Raw genomic sequence first — 13,546 nt, forward strand, 5'->3', positions numbered from 1 at the left:
CGTCAGTTCAGCCTGGGGCGAGCATCGGGCAAGTCGAGCGAGAAGGCCGGGATGGCGATGTCGAACATCTCGCCCGCCTCGTTGCGCATGGTGTAGCGCCCGACCATGATGCCTGACGGCGTCGAGAGCGGGCAGCCGGACGCATATTGATAGCTGTCGCCGGGATTGAGTTCGGGCTGGTCGCCGACCACGCCCGGGCCGCGCACTTCTTCGACCTTGCCGCTCGCATCGGTGATGTGCCAGTAGCGCGACAGCAACTGGACGAATTCGTCGGAATTGTTCTCGATGGTGACGCGGTAACCCCAGACGTAGCGGTTTTCCGATGGCTCCGACTGGTCCACCAGATAGAAGGGCTCGACCTCGACCGCGATGTTGCGGGTGATTGCGCGATACATATGCTGCGCTCCTTGGCCTGCACGATGACAGAGTCCGCCGCGCGAGGCTGCGGGTCAACTGCTGTTCGACAAAATCACGCCGATTGTGATGAGGCTGTGACGGATCTTACCGCCGGCTTGAACGGCGCTCCCGGTTGCGGAGCGCCGTTGTCCCGGGCGTCTAGCGCGCCGCCTTCAGCGCGTCGCCGATGTCGTTGAGCAGGTCGTCGGCGTCTTCGAGGCCGACCGACAGACGCAGCGTGCCGTCGTCGATGCCGAGCTCGGCGCGGGCCTCGTCGGTGAGGTTCTTGTGCGTCGTCGTCGCCGGATGGGTGATCAGGCTCTTGGCGTCGCCGAGATTGTTCGAGATCAGCACGATCCGCAGCGCGTTCTCGAAGGCGAAAGCGGCTTTCTTGCCGCCCTTGACGTCGAAGCAGATCAGCGTCGAGCCGCCCGACATCTGGCGCTTGACGATGTCGGCCTGCGGGTGGTCGGCGCGGCCCGGATAGATCAGGCGCGACACTTCAGGCTGCTCGGCGAGGAAGTCGGCGATCTTTCCGGCGGTCTCGGTCTGCTGGCGCACGCGCAGCGGCAGTGTCTCCAAGCCCTTGAGCAGCGTCCAGGCGTTGAACGGCGACAGGCTCGGGCCGGTGTGGCGGAAGTAGTCGTGCAGGTTCTCATCGATCCACTTCTTGTCCGACAGGATGACGCCGCCGAGGCAGCGGCCCTGGCCGTCGATGTGCTTGGTGGCAGAATAGACGACGACATGGGCGCCGAGCTCGAGCGGCTTCTGCTGCATCGGCGTGGCGAAGACATTGTCGACGACGAGGCGTGCGCCGATCGAATTGGCAAGGGTCGCGACCGCCGCGATGTCGACGACTTCGAGCGTCGGGTTGGTCGGGCTTTCCAGGAAGAACAGCTTGGTGTTGGGCTGGACCGCCTTTTCCCAGTTCTCGATCAGCGTGCCGTCGACCAGCGTCGCCTCGATGCCATACTTGGGCGCCAGCGTCTCGACGACCCAGCGGCACGAGCCGAACAGGGCACGGGCAGCAACGATGTGGTCGCCGGCCTTCAGGCCGCACAGGATGGCGGCGGTGACGGCCGCCATGCCGGAGGCGGTGGCACGTGCGTCCTCCGCGCCTTCGAGCGCACACATGCGCTTTTCGAACATGTCGACGGTGGGATTGGCGTAGCGCGAATAGATGAAGCCGGGGGTCTCGCCCTTGAAGCGGGCCTCGGCGCTTTCGGCGCTTTCATAGACATAGCCCTGGGTCAGGAAGATCGATTCCGAGGTCTCGCCGAAGCCGGAGCGAAGGCTGCCGCCATGGACGAGGGTGGTCTGGGGTTTCCAGTTACGCTGCTTTTCGGAGCTCATAGCCAAATCCAAATACAAAAAAACCGGCCGCGATAAGTCGCAACCGGTCCACAACGCGGCCCTTTAGCGACTTGTTTAACGTGGCTGCAAGCCGACCGGCCAAATCACCACGGGATAAATGTCCTTTAGACCCGCAGCCTGCTTGCGTCAATTGCGAGGACGACTAAACGTTTTGGGCCACGCACATGAGCCCGGAAACGGTCGGGATCCAGCGGCCCCGGCTCGCTTTTTGGGCTGGCGGCGCTGTAGAGGAGTGAGGCAATTGCGGCAGTCGGGCATTCTTCCAGACCAGGACATCGCGGCGCTGTTTGCGTCGGGCGCGCTCAAGGCGTCGCCGCTCGATGCCGACCAGATCCAGCCGGCGAGCCTCGACCTGCGCCTTGGCGCCATCGCATATCGCGTGCGCGCGTCCTTCCTGCCTGGCCCCAATTCGCTGGTTCAGGCCAAGCTCGACCGGCTCAAGCTGCACGAGATCGACCTGAGCAATGGCGCGGTGCTGGAGACGGGCTGCGTCTACATCGTGCCGCTGCTGGAGAGTCTTGCTTTGCCTGCCGAAATATCGGCCTCGGCCAACCCGAAGAGCTCGACCGGCCGCCTCGACATCTTCACCCGTGTCATGACCGACCATGGCCAGGAGTTTGACAAGATTCCCGCCGGCTACAGCGGCCCGCTCTATCTTGAGGTCAGCCCGCGCACCTTCCCGATCGTCGCGCGCAAGGGTTCGCGCCTGTCGCAGATCCGCTTCCGCAAGGGAAATGCGCTGTTGTCGGAAACCGAGCTCAACGCGCTGCACCTGTCCGACCGGCTGGTGGCGATCGATCCGCCAAACATTTCGGGGGGCGGCATCGCGCTGTCGATCGACCTTGCCGGTGCGCCCGGCAGCATCGTCGGTTATCGTGGCAAGCACCATACCGGCCTCGTCGACGTCGACAAGCGCGCCGCCCAGAAGGTCGTCGACTTCTGGGAGCCGATCTACAATCATGGCGCCGAGGAATTGGTGCTCGACCCGGACGAGTTCTACATCCTGGTGTCGCGCGAGGCTGTGCATGTGCCGCCGCTCTACGCCGCCGAAATGACGCCGTTCGACCCGCTGGTCGGCGAGTTCCGCGTCCACTATGCCGGCTTCTTCGATCCAGGCTTCGGCCATTCCGGCGCCGGCGGCACCGGCAGCCGCGCCGTGCTCGAGGTACGCAGCCACGAAGTGCCGTTCATCCTGGAACACGGCCAGGTCGTCGGCCGCCTCGTCTACGAGCACATGCTGGCACGCCCGAAAGCGCTTTATGGCACCGACCTCGGCTCCAACTATCAGGCTCAGGGACTGAAGCTCTCAAAGCATTTCCGTACGGACTGACCTTAGGTCAGGGCCTGCCGACCTTAGTCTGCTTGTCCATTTCAAGCCGCTGTGCTTGGCTGCGGGCAGGGACGCCCGACATAAGGGTGCCCGGCAAATGGAGAGGATCATGCAGATTTCGTGGAAGTTCGCTTGCGCTGCTTCGCTGGCAGCGCTGTTGTCTGCGGCGGGCGGTGCCTCGGCGCAGGACGCAACAAAGCTCAAGATCGCCACAGAGGGCGCCTATCCGCCCTTCAACAATCTGAGCGCCGACGGCAAGCTCGTCGGCTTCGACGTCGACATCGCCAATGCGCTGTGCGCTCAGATGAAGGTCGAATGCGAGATCGTCGCCCAGGATTGGGACGGCATCATTCCGGCGCTGCAGGGCAAGAAGTTCGACGCCATCGTCGCCTCGATGACCATCACCGAGGAACGCAAGAAGCAGGTTGCCTTCACCAACAAATATTACACCACGCCGCTGGCGCTGATTGCGCTCAAGACCTCCGAGTTGACCTCACCGGAGCCCGATGCGCTGAAGGGCAAGTCGGTGGGCGCACAGGCCTCGACGACGCAGAGCATCTATGCAGAGGACCACTATGCCAAGGCCGGCGCCGACGTGAAGCTCTATCCGACGCAGGACGAGGCCGTGGCCGACCTGACCAATGGCCGCCTCGACGCCGTCGTCGCCGACAAGTTCGTGCTCGTCGACTGGATGAAGACCACCGGTCAGGATTGCTGCAAGATGATCGGCGATCTCAAGGGCACCGAATCCGAGACCGGCATTGCCGTCCGCCTCGATGACACCGCCTTGCGCGACAAGCTTAACGCCGCGATTGACGCCATCTACAAGGACGGCACCTACGCCAAGATCAACGCGAAGTATTTTGACTTCGATATTTATGGCGCGGATTGATCGCTGATACCTGAACACCGAAGGCCGGGCGCTTGCGTCCGGCCTTTTCGTATCCGGAGCAGGCGTCGCAAGACGCATGTGCTAGCACCCGCCTCGGATTGGCTGCGGGCAGGGCGAGAATCCTGCTGCAAAAAATGGAGCGGGTAGCGGGAATCGAACCCGCGCGTTCAGCTTGGGAAGCTGACAGGCTACCATTACATCATACCCGCGCGGGCACTTGGTTAGCATTCGCCTTGCGGGCAGGCAATCGGGAAACGTGTTGTACCAGTACCGACGCAATTCGGCTGCTGCGCCGGGCGACGTTATTTGTGCTTCCGCAGGATCGACAGCGCTTTGCGCAGCTCGGACAGTGCAATCTCGCCATAGGCGCGCTGCTTGAGCTTCCCGCCATATCCGGCGCGGAGGATCTTTCGTGCCTGGCTGCCGGAAAAGCGGGCAAGGATTTCACGGCAAAAGACACGCGAGCGAAACTCGGCCGCCAGTGTTGGTGCATTTGCCAGGAAGACCGCGAACACCTTGCGGTCGCCGTAGAACCTGCGCAGTCGCTTGGGTGTTTCGCGGGTGATGAGATCCAGCACCGACCAGTAGCCGCCGTCGAGCATCCAGGCATATCTGCCTGCATTGGCCAGGAGAAAATCGATATCGGTCAGCGTCGCTTCCTCGGCGAGCCGGTAGTATTCCGGCGTCCCGGACCGAAGCCAGGGCGAGCTTTCATGGTTCGAGAAGGCGTTTTCCCCATGCAGCCTGTAGCCTGACAGAACGACATCGATAAGGGCGCTGCCGCCAAAGCCATGGCACATGAAGTTGAAGTAGCCGTCCGCCGCCCGCATGTGTCTGGCTTCGCCGCCGCGCCGGACCAGCCGCAAGTGCGACGCCCGGTACATGTTTGCCGTACCGGGACTCCATTGCCAGCCGCTTGCCCACCTCGGCACGAGAACGGTCCGCGCCGACAGTTGCTGGAAGTGCTGCTGTGAGACGGTCGGCAGCCGGAAGACGGACGCTTCGACATGCAAGTTTCGCGTCTGGCTCTGGCTGTCGACGGCGCCGCCGCCAGCGGCAGCCAGGATGTTTCCCACCGCGTCCATTTCCGCGACGCTGGACGAGGTGAAGGCAACGCTTTGCCGCAGCGCCAGGTGAGCCTGGACATGCATCGACGCGTAGGTCGACAGCAGCACATCGTCGGCATCGACGAAGCTGACGAAGCCGCCCTTGATCTTGTCGAGCGACCAGAATGCCGCGCCAAGCTGGCCGAGATTTTCCGGCAGCGTTTCGATACGGAAGCGACTGTCATTGCCGACATGTCTGGCGATGACCTCGACGCTGTCGTCGGTCGAGCCATTGTCGATGACCAGGCACTCAAAATTGGGGTAGTCCTGCGCCTTGATCGAGTCGATCGTCGCACCGACGTAGCGGCCATAGTTCCAGGCGATGACGACGAAGCTGACCAAGGGCGGCTTGATCGACCCGCCGGAGGCCTCGTCGATGCTCCGCCCGCCGATGGTGAAACCTGAAGCGGCATCGCGGGACGGGCTCCAGGTCTTGCGGACGATCACCTGGTAGTCGTTGTGCAGGACCTCGTACTCTCCTGCTCTTGCCTGGAGAAAGGCGTCGATGCCGGGCTTTGGGCGCTCGGCGGCCGGCTTGGCCGGCTGCCACAGATAGTCGTCCAGGATCATGATGCCGCCCGAGGCAAGCAGGTCCCAGCTCTGCTGGGCGTCGGTGAAAGCCGAGGCGGCATGGTGGTCGCCGTCGACATAGACGACGTCGAAGCGGCGCGACTCGCGCTGCAGTTCCGACAGCGCCTCGATCGAGAAGGCCTTCAGCTTTTCGAGCCGGTCGGAAAAGAGCTTCGTGTTGGCATCGAAGCGTGCCTCGACTTCGCTCATGTCGGTGTGATGGCGCGAGCCGGGTGTCCTGTGCTCGACGCTGCCCTCGAATGTGTCGATGCAGGTCAGATGGCAATTAGGCAGGAACTTCAGGAAAAACAGCGCCGAGCGGCCCTCGAAGGAGCCAATTTCCAGAACCCGCAGCGGCTCCTGCGCGCGCTCGCGCAGCAGCTTTTCCCAGATCGGGATGTGGTGGGATGTCCAGTCCCTGCTGAAAGCGCTGCCGTCGAAATAGTTCATTCAAACGCGCCTATTGGCCTGGAAATGCCGAACTTGTAGAAACATGAGCGACATTGCATGAGCTTGCCCGCCAAGCAATGCCTGTAGCGAAAGCAGAGGCCGACATGCGTCCAGAAAAGCGGGTACTGGTTACAGGTGGAGCGGGTTTTCTTGGCTCGCATCTTTGCGAACGGCTTCTCGCGGCAGGGACGCGTGTCTTGTGCGTCGACAATTTCTTCACCGGTGCGCGCGCCAATGTCGCACACCTTGCCGAACATTCCCGTTTCGAATTGATCGAGCACGACGTCTGCCAGCCGCTTTTTGTCGAAGTCGACGAGATCTACAACCTGGCCTGTCCGGCGTCGCCCATCCATTACCAGCGCGATCCGGTGCAGACCACCAAGACCAGCGTGCTCGGCGCCATCAACATGCTTGGCCTCGCCAAGCGTCTAGGCGCCAGGATCCTCCAGGCCTCGACATCGGAAGTCTATGGTGACCCGGCCGTCCACCCGCAGGACGAGAGCTACTGGGGCAACGTCAATCCGATCGGCCCGCGCTCGTGCTACGACGAGGGCAAGCGCTGCGCCGAAACGCTGTTCTTCGACTACCGGCGACAGCACCATCTGGAGATCAAGGTCGCCCGCATCTTCAACACCTATGGCCCGAGGATGCAGCCCGATGACGGGCGCGTCGTCTCCAACTTCATCATGCAGGCGTTGCGCGGCGACAGCATCTCGATCTTCGGCGGCGGCACGCAGACGCGGTCGTTCTGTTATGTCGACGACCTCGTCGACGGCCTGATCAGGCTGATGGCCTCTCCACGCGATTTCACCGGACCGGTCAATCTGGGCAACCCGGAGGAGTTTTCGATGATCGAGCTCGCCCGCGCGGTTCTGGCCGAGACGGGCAGCAGGTCGCGGCTCGAGTTCTTGCCGTTGCCCGAGGATGATCCGAAGCAGCGGCGGCCCGACATCACCTTGGCCGGTACTCTCGGCTGGCGACCCGCCACGCCGCTGGAGCAGGGCCTTCAGCGCACGGTTGCCTATTTCCAGGAACTGATGGACGCTCAACCGCACATCAAGGACGGTGGCGTGGTGGCTGCTGCTTCCTGAGCGCGACTGGCGACGGCCTAGGCGCGCCCGTTGCTGCGCTCGGCGACGTCCTTCGCCTGCACCGAACCGCCCTTGGCCAGTTCGACCATATCGGCGAGCAACTCGACCTGATCGAAAAAGCAGACGCGGCCGCGGCCGTCCTGCTTGGCGCGGTAGAGGGCGGCGTCGGCGCGCTTGAAGTAGGTACCGATGTCGCTGCTGTCGTTGCCGATCAAGGTGACACCGACGCTGGCGCCGATGGAAATCTGGTGACCGCCGATGTCGTAGGGTGCGCAGAGCGCCTCGACGATGCGGCAGCCGAGCGAAACCGAAGCGTCCGGCTGTCGGCTGTCATTCTGGATGACGGCGAATTCGTCGCCGCCGAGGCGCACGAGGCAATCCGCCGCGTCGACACAGCCGCGCAGCCTGTCGGCGACCACGCACAGCAGCGCGTCGCCGACAGGGTGGCCGAGCGTGTCGTTGACCTGCTTGAACAGGTCGAGGTCGAGGCAGAGCAGGGCGCGGGCGCGGCCATCCCGGACATTGCCGACCGCCAGTTCGAGCTGCTGGCGAAACAGGATGCGATTGCCGAGCCCGGTCAGCGTGTCGTGATGCGCCAGATAGGCGATGTCGGCCTGCGCGCGCTTGCGTTCGTCGATGTCCTCTAGCAGCCCGACCCATTCGATGATGCGCCCGTCTGTGTCGAACACCGGGGCACCTTGCGAGCGAACCCAGAGCCAGCGTCCGTCACTGACCTTGAGACGGAACTCGACATCGAGCGGCGTGTTTTGCTTGAGCGCCTCGGCCCAGGCGGCGGAGGTAATCGGGCGATCGTCGGGATGGATGGCGTTGGTCCACTCCTGGCCCTCGACCTCGCTTTCCGGCCGGCCGGTGAGTTGCTCCCAGCCGGTCGCGAGGCCAGCGCTGCCATCCCCGTCGCGACGCCACAGCACAATGGCACCCGTTTCGGCGATGGTGCGATAGCGGCGCTTTTCGCTGCGCAGGGCATTTTCGGCCCTGGCAAAGCTCTGGCGCAGGATCTCGAATTCCTGGATTGAGGATGGGGCAACCGAGGCCGCCTCCGTCTCCTGTCCATCGGCGATGGCATTGCTGTAGCGGGCCAGTGCCTGCACAGGCTGCAGGATGCGTTTGCCGAGCCACATCGCCACGCAGACGGCAAGCAGCAGGCTCATGCCTGCACCCAACATCAGATTGAACATCGGGTCGCGCCAGCGCGCGTCGAATACGGTCGTCGATTCACCGACGATGATCACCCAGCCCGGTGTGCCAGCCAGCTTCTGGAAAGACAGGATGATCGGCAGGCCTTCAATGGTCTTTGCCGCAAAAAGTCCGGCATTGGTTCCAAGCGCCTCCAGTTTGGGCCAGTCCGGAGCGACTTGGCCAATGAACCGGCTGGCGTCACGCGAACGTGCGAGAATGCGCCCGTTGCCGTCGGTGACGGCCACCAATATGTCGGTCGGCGCGCGCTTGCCGCGCTGCAAGGTCTGGATCAGGTCTTGAGGTGACGTCGACATGACGTAGGCAGCGGTCCCGCGCTTGCCCGGAGGGGCGGGCACAGCCAGCACGAGGCGCGGCTCGTTGCCTGTGGTAAGCACATTCGAGACAACGTTCGCCTGCGTACTCATGGCAAGCACTGCGGCATCCGCCGCCGCGTTCGACCTGGCGCGCAAGGCCGGGACGCGATCGTTGGCGATCAGCGCCACATTGTTGTCGGCGCCGAGCACCCACAGTTCCGGCTCAGGGAGCGGTTCGGGATCGGGAATCTCACGATGTTGCGCCAGCACCGACATGTTGGCGAAGCGGCTGCTCAGCTCTCCTTCGATGGCATTGGCCAGCGTGCGAGCGGTGTCGTTCAAGCGCGCGACTGCCGCATCCCTGTAGGCGCTTCCGGCAGACCAGACCGCAACCGCCGATACTGCGACCACGGGAAGCAGGCAGGCCAACGCCAAGGCGATGAGGTAGCTGTTGAGACCGCGTTTGGCTTGCGAGTTCTTCTCCATTCCCACCGCGCGCTCAACTCCCGACGATCCATCAGAAGTTGCTAATCGCCCGAGAATGTTTTCCAAAAGGTCAACGCGGATGTATCGTCCTGCGTGAAATGTCTGCCGATCACATGAATCGCAGGTTGTGCAGCGCGGGTGGCATCGGCGTCAGCACCTTGAAGCGCGTGGCGCAATCACGATATGCCTGATGGCTCGAATCGCAGGAGATCGAACTTGTCCGGATTGACGCGCTTTCTCGGCGACACCCCGCTCAGGGTGTTCATCAAGCTGCTGGTCATCTCCTTCCTCGTCGGCATCGTCATGTCAGCCTTCGGCTGGTCGCCCTTCGACGTGATCTACGGCATCCGCGATTTCTTCGTCGACATCTGGCGCATGGGCTTCCGCGCCGTCGATCGCTTCCTCGGCTACTTCCTGCTGGGTGCCGCGATCGTCGTGCCGGCCTTCATCATTCTGAGGCTGTTCAGCTACCGCAAATAGCTGCCGCCCCGTCTGGCATGATCTTTTCCGAAACGCGATTGATGCGTTTCGGGGCCATGCTCAGGCGAAGGCGGCCGCCGTATCGAACAGGATGGCGTGGCGGGCGGCAAGGGCTGCGACATCGGTCGAATAGCCGCCGCCGATCACCCCGCACAATGGCACGCCACGTCCGCGAAAGTGCCCAATGACGAGACGCTCGCGCCGGCGCAGCCCCTCGTCGCTCAGCGCTAGACGGCCAAGCCGATCCTCGCGATGCGGATCGACGCCGGCATTGTAGAAGACGATGTCCCATCTGCCGTGTCGTGACAGGCCGGCAAGGGCGTCGGTGAGAGCATCCAGATAGGCATCGTCGCCAGTCTTGTCGGGCAAGCCGATGTCGAGGCTCGAGGCGACCTTGCGCACCGGGTAGTTCTTTTCGGCATGCATCGAGAAAGTGAACACCGAAGGAGTGCTGGCAAGGATCTCGGCGGTGCCGTCGCCCTGATGCACATCGAGATCGACAACCAGGATGTTCTCGACCTGCCCATCTTCGAGTAGCGCCAGTGCGGCGACGGCGACGTCGTTGAAGGTGCAGAAGCCGGCGCCCTGGGCGCGGCGGGCATGGTGACTGCCGCCGGCGGCGTTGCAGGCGATGCCATGGCTGAGTGCCAGCCGTGCCGAAGCCAGCGTGCCACCTGCGGCGAGCTGGGCGCGCCGCGACACGCGCTCACCGACAGGAAAGCCGATCTCGCGCTCGATATGGTGCGGCACCGTGCAGGTCAGCACTTGGTCGACATAGGTAGCGTCATGCGCAAGCCTGAGATAGTGCGGCGCGATCGGTTCGGCCCGGTTGACCCCGCTGGTCAGGCCGAGGGCTTCGAGCCGTGCCATCAGCGCCGTGTATTTGCCCATCGGGAAGCGGTGGTCGGCGGCAAAGCCGGCATCGTAGTCGGGATGGCTGACGATCTGAAGCGGCATGGAGGGGTGCTGAACCAGGAGGGCGAAATCGATTGTTGCCGTAACTTAAATGGTTGCGGGCGTTGGGGAAACCGGGGCATGTGCCCTAGGGAGATTCGGCAACTGGGAGGACTTTCGTTGGAATACGCATCGCCAGAGGGCCGCGTGACGCCTTTTTCCGTCACCAACCGCTCGGTGTTGGCGATTGCCGTGCCAATGACCCTGGCCTATCTGACCACGCCTTTCATCGGCCTTGTCGGCACCGGCGTCGTCGGGCAGTTCGGTGATGCCGCCCTGCTCGGCGGCCTGGCAGCCGGTGCTGTCGCCTTCGATGTCGTCTTCACCAGCTTCAACTTTCTGCGTGCCGGCACGACGGCGCTGGTGGCGCAGGCTTTCGGCCGCGGCGATGCCTCCGAAGAGCAGGCGGTGTTCTGGCGCGCCGTGGTGATCGCCCTGATTGCCGGCATCGTGCTGGCGCTGACTGCACCACTGACCTCGCTTGCCGGGCAGTGGTTCATGCAGGCCGAGCCGCGCGTCAACGAGACGCTCGACCACTATGTCCGTATCCGCATGCTGGGCGCGCCCTTTGCCCTGATCAACTACGCCATCCTCGGCTACATCCTCGGGCGGGGCGAGGGCAGTTTCGCGCTGTTTCTGCAAGCGACGCTCAATGGCGTCAACATCGTCGTCTCCATCCTGCTTGGGCTGCATTTCGGCTGGGGCGTCGAAGGTGTTGCCTGGGCCGCCGTTGCCGGCGAGCTTGCCGGCATGGTCATCGGACTGGCGGTGCTGCTGCGGCGTTTCGGGCGCGAGCCCAGGCTGGCGCGCCGGCGCATCTTCGATGCCGCCGCGTTCAAGCGACTGTTCGTGCTCAACCGCGACATCATGATCCGCTCTTTGTCGCTGCTCATAGCCTTCGCGCTGTTCACCCGCCAGGGCGCCCAGTTCGGCACGGTGACCCTTGCGGCCAACGCGGTGTTGATGAATTTCTTCATCGCTGCCGGCTTCTTCCTCGACGGCTTTGCCGCCGCTGCCGAACAGCTCGCTGGCCGCGCCGTTGGCGCGCGCTACGAGCCGGCTTTCCGCAAGGCGGTCTATCTCTGCTCGATCTGGGGCTTTGCGCTGGCCGGCAGCATGACGGCGGCACTCATGATCTTCGGCGCCGACCTGATCGCGTTGATCTCGACGGCCGAGGACGTGCGCGCCGCAGCCATCGCCTTCCTGCCCTGGGCGGCATTCACCGCGCTGAGCGGCGTGCTTGCCTTCCAGATGGACGGCATCTTCATTGGCGCCGCCTGGTCGCGCGATATGCGCAACATGATGGTGATCTCGTTGCTGGTGTTCATCGCGGCACTTGCGGTCCTGCCCTCAGCCTACGGCAATGCCGGGCTATGGGCAGCCCTGCACCTGTTGCTGATCGTGCGCGGCCTGTGCCTGCTGGCGATCCTGAAGCCCAGGGCGCGGGCAACGTTTCAGAGCGGTGTCGCGGCCCACTGATCGAGCTTGCTGTCACGCAGCTCGGAGATGCTCTTGAGGCCTTCGCGCGCAGCAAAGTCGGACATGCCGCGCACGATGCGCGCCGGCAGCGACGGGCCCGCATAGACCATGCCGGTGTAGAGCTGGACGAGGTCGGCGCCGGCACGGATCTTCTCCAGTGCCGTGTCAGTCGAGTCGACACCGCCGACGCCGATGATGGCGCGCTGCGGGCCAAGCAGCTTGCGCATGCGCGCAAGAACCGCCGTCGAGCGCGCGAACACTGGCTTGCCTGACAGGCCGCCGGTCTCGCCGGTGTGGGCCGGGCTGCGCAGCGCAGGCCTCGTGATGGTGGTGTTGGAGACGATGACGCCGTCGATCGCCTTTTCGGTCACTTCGGCCGCGATGTCTTCGAGCTCTGCCTCGTGCAGGTCGGGCGCGATCTTGAGGAAGATCGGAACGGCATGGCCAGCTTCGGCGCGGGCGATCATGACGCTGGCCAGCAACTCTGCGAGCTGTTCGCGTGCCTGCATGTTGCGCAGACCGGGCGTGTTGGGCGACGAAATGTTGACCGTGAGATAAGAGGCATGGCGGGCGAAGCGCTTCACGCCGAGCACATAGTCACCGATGCGGTTTGTGCTGTCCTTGTTGGCGCCGATGTTGACGCCGACGATACCGGGCCGGCCGGCGCGGGCAATGAGGCGCTTTTCGCAGGCGTCATGGCCTTCATTGTTGAAGCCGAGCCGGTTGATGACGGCATCGTCCTCGACGAGGCGGAAGATGCGCGGCTTGGGATTTCCCGCCTGCGGCAGCGGCGTCACCGTGCCGATCTCGGCGAAGCCGAAGCCGAGCCCGAGCAAGGCGTCCGGCACCTCCCCGTTCTTGTCGTAGCCGGCTGCCATGCCGAGTGGATTGGGAACGTCGAGCCCGGCGATCTTCAGCCGCAGGCGGGCATCACGCGGGGCGCGGCCGCCGACCGGCAGGCCGCAGCGCAGCGCCTTGATCGACATCCCGTGTGCGGTCTCGGCATCGAAGCTGAACAGCAGATGCCGGCCAAGACGGTCGAATGCGCTCATGCTTCAAGCTCCGGAAAATCGTGGGCGCCGTCGGCGTTGAGCGGCAGGGGGCGAACCCATTTGGCGGCGCTGGCCTCGAGCTGGGCATAGAGATGCGGGAATAAGGCGCCGCCGCGCGAGACCTCGTATTTCAGCGCCGGGCCGAGGCGCTCGGCGTCGATGGCAATGAGCAGCAGGTCGGCCTGCCCAGTGAAGTGTTTGGCGGCGGTTTCCACCACCTGTTCAGCAGTCGAGAAATGGATGAAGCCGTCGGCGAGATCGATCGGCGCGCCGGTGAAGATGCCGCTGCGTTCGGCCTCGCGCCACATCGCTTCGGGACAGATCTTGTAGATGGTCTTCGTCATACGGGCGCTATAGGCTGAAAGCATCATG

At 63.9% G+C, this 13,546-nt stretch carries 12 protein-coding genes, 1 tRNA gene and 1 riboswitch; of the genes, 5 read left to right on the forward strand and 8 right to left on the reverse strand.

What is annotated here, in order from left to right; translation table 11 throughout:
- Positions 1-2: 2 nt before the first annotated feature.
- Together apaG and Amn_RS04725 are read right to left on the reverse strand one after the other, a co-directional pair.
- Positions 3-395 (reverse strand): Co2+/Mg2+ efflux facilitator ApaG/CorD, encoded by a 393-nt coding sequence (gene apaG, locus Amn_RS04720; RefSeq protein ID WP_182576005.1) that lies wholly within the window; start codon positions 393-395, stop codon positions 3-5.
- A gap of 160 nt (positions 396-555) precedes the next feature.
- Positions 556-1,749: an O-succinylhomoserine sulfhydrylase gene (locus Amn_RS04725; protein ID WP_067965413.1), complete on the reverse strand. Its 1,194-nt coding sequence runs from the start codon at positions 1,747-1,749 to the stop codon at positions 556-558.
- A gap of 43 nt (positions 1,750-1,792) precedes the next feature.
- Positions 1,793-1,870: riboswitch (SAM riboswitch) on the reverse strand.
- Between the two features lie 141 nt (positions 1,871-2,011).
- On the opposite strand from Amn_RS04725, the gene Amn_RS04730 reads away from it, so the two are divergent.
- Together Amn_RS04730 and Amn_RS04735 are read left to right on the forward strand one after the other, a co-directional pair.
- Complete coding sequence (locus Amn_RS04730; protein ID WP_182576006.1) at positions 2,012-3,100, forward strand: 2'-deoxycytidine 5'-triphosphate deaminase; 1,089 nt, start codon at positions 2,012-2,014, stop codon at positions 3,098-3,100.
- A 109-nt stretch (positions 3,101-3,209) separates the two neighbouring features.
- A complete protein-coding gene (locus tag Amn_RS04735) occupies positions 3,210-3,992 on the forward strand; it encodes an ABC transporter substrate-binding protein (protein ID WP_067965409.1) in 783 nt (260 codons plus the stop codon).
- Between the two features lie 135 nt (positions 3,993-4,127).
- On the opposite strand, the gene Amn_RS04740 is transcribed toward Amn_RS04735, so the two are convergent.
- A tRNA-Gly gene (locus Amn_RS04740) sits at positions 4,128-4,201 on the reverse strand.
- 93 nt (positions 4,202-4,294) lie between these two features.
- Positions 4,295-6,118 carry a glycosyltransferase gene (locus Amn_RS04745; protein WP_067965407.1) on the reverse strand — a complete coding sequence of 608 codons (1,824 nt, stop codon included), beginning with the start codon at positions 6,116-6,118 and terminating at the stop codon, positions 4,295-4,297.
- Between the two features lie 104 nt (positions 6,119-6,222).
- Between Amn_RS04745 and Amn_RS04750 the strand changes: the two genes are divergently transcribed.
- On the forward strand, positions 6,223-7,209 hold the full coding sequence (locus Amn_RS04750) for a UDP-glucuronic acid decarboxylase family protein (protein ID WP_286294965.1): 987 nt from the start codon (positions 6,223-6,225) through the stop codon (positions 7,207-7,209).
- Positions 7,210-7,226: 17 nt separating this feature from the next.
- Here the strand turns inward: Amn_RS04750 and Amn_RS04755 are convergent, their stop codons facing one another.
- Complete coding sequence (locus tag Amn_RS04755; protein ID WP_185910215.1) at positions 7,227-9,065, reverse strand: diguanylate cyclase domain-containing protein; 1,839 nt, start codon at positions 9,063-9,065, stop codon at positions 7,227-7,229.
- Positions 9,066-9,392: 327 nt separating this feature from the next.
- Here Amn_RS04755 and Amn_RS04760 point away from each other — a divergent pair, with 327 nt between their 5' ends.
- On the forward strand, positions 9,393-9,689 hold the full coding sequence (locus tag Amn_RS04760) for a DUF6460 domain-containing protein (RefSeq protein WP_182575995.1): 297 nt from the start codon (positions 9,393-9,395) through the stop codon (positions 9,687-9,689).
- Positions 9,690-9,749: 60 nt separating this feature from the next.
- Here the strand turns inward: Amn_RS04760 and Amn_RS04765 are convergent, their stop codons facing one another.
- A complete protein-coding gene (locus Amn_RS04765) occupies positions 9,750-10,646 on the reverse strand; it encodes a histone deacetylase family protein (RefSeq protein WP_067965402.1) in 897 nt (298 codons plus the stop codon).
- Positions 10,647-10,724: 78 nt separating this feature from the next.
- Between Amn_RS04765 and Amn_RS04770 the strand changes: the two genes are divergently transcribed.
- A complete protein-coding gene (locus Amn_RS04770) occupies positions 10,725-12,122 on the forward strand; it encodes an MATE family efflux transporter (protein ID WP_182575993.1) in 1,398 nt (465 codons plus the stop codon).
- Here the strand turns inward: Amn_RS04770 and Amn_RS04775 are convergent.
- Positions 12,098-13,174 carry a quinone-dependent dihydroorotate dehydrogenase gene (locus tag Amn_RS04775; protein ID WP_067965397.1) on the reverse strand — a complete coding sequence of 359 codons (1,077 nt, stop codon included), beginning with the start codon at positions 13,172-13,174 and terminating at the stop codon, positions 12,098-12,100. The genes Amn_RS04770 and Amn_RS04775 overlap by 25 nt on opposite strands.
- Positions 13,171-13,518, reverse strand: a complete 348-nt coding sequence (locus Amn_RS04780) for a DUF952 domain-containing protein (RefSeq protein WP_154387168.1) — start codon at positions 13,516-13,518, stop codon at positions 13,171-13,173. The genes Amn_RS04775 and Amn_RS04780 overlap by 4 nt, the downstream gene beginning before the upstream one ends.
- Between the last annotated feature and the right edge of the window lie 28 nt (positions 13,519-13,546).

It is taken from the genome of Aminobacter sp. Y103A, from assembly GCF_030294925.1.
Taxonomy (GTDB): domain Bacteria; phylum Pseudomonadota; class Alphaproteobacteria; order Rhizobiales; family Rhizobiaceae; genus Aminobacter; species Aminobacter ciceronei.

Excerpts from the sequence above, each read along its gene's own strand:
- Amn_RS04760 (WP_182575995.1), top strand. The coding sequence starts at position 9,393 with ATGCCTGATGGCTCGAATCGCAGGAGATCGAACTTGTCCGGATTGACG.
- Amn_RS04735 (WP_067965409.1), top strand. The coding sequence starts at position 3,210 with ATGCAGATTTCGTGGAAGTTCGCTTGCGCTGCTTCGCTGGCAGCGCTG.
- Amn_RS04765 (WP_067965402.1), bottom strand. The coding sequence starts at position 10,646 with ATGCCGCTTCAGATCGTCAGCCATCCCGACTACGATGCCGGCTTTGCC.
- Amn_RS04725 (WP_067965413.1), bottom strand. The coding sequence starts at position 1,749 with ATGAGCTCCGAAAAGCAGCGTAACTGGAAACCCCAGACCACCCTCGTC.
- Amn_RS04780 (WP_154387168.1), bottom strand. The coding sequence starts at position 13,518 with ATGACGAAGACCATCTACAAGATCTGTCCCGAAGCGATGTGGCGCGAG.
- apaG (WP_182576005.1), bottom strand. The coding sequence starts at position 395 with ATGTATCGCGCAATCACCCGCAACATCGCGGTCGAGGTCGAGCCCTTC.
- Amn_RS04770 (WP_182575993.1), top strand. The coding sequence starts at position 10,725 with ATGTGCCCTAGGGAGATTCGGCAACTGGGAGGACTTTCGTTGGAATAC.
- Amn_RS04775 (WP_067965397.1), bottom strand. The coding sequence starts at position 13,174 with ATGAGCGCATTCGACCGTCTTGGCCGGCATCTGCTGTTCAGCTTCGAT.
- Amn_RS04745 (WP_067965407.1), bottom strand. The coding sequence starts at position 6,118 with ATGAACTATTTCGACGGCAGCGCTTTCAGCAGGGACTGGACATCCCAC.
- Amn_RS04750 (WP_286294965.1), top strand. The coding sequence starts at position 6,223 with ATGCGTCCAGAAAAGCGGGTACTGGTTACAGGTGGAGCGGGTTTTCTT.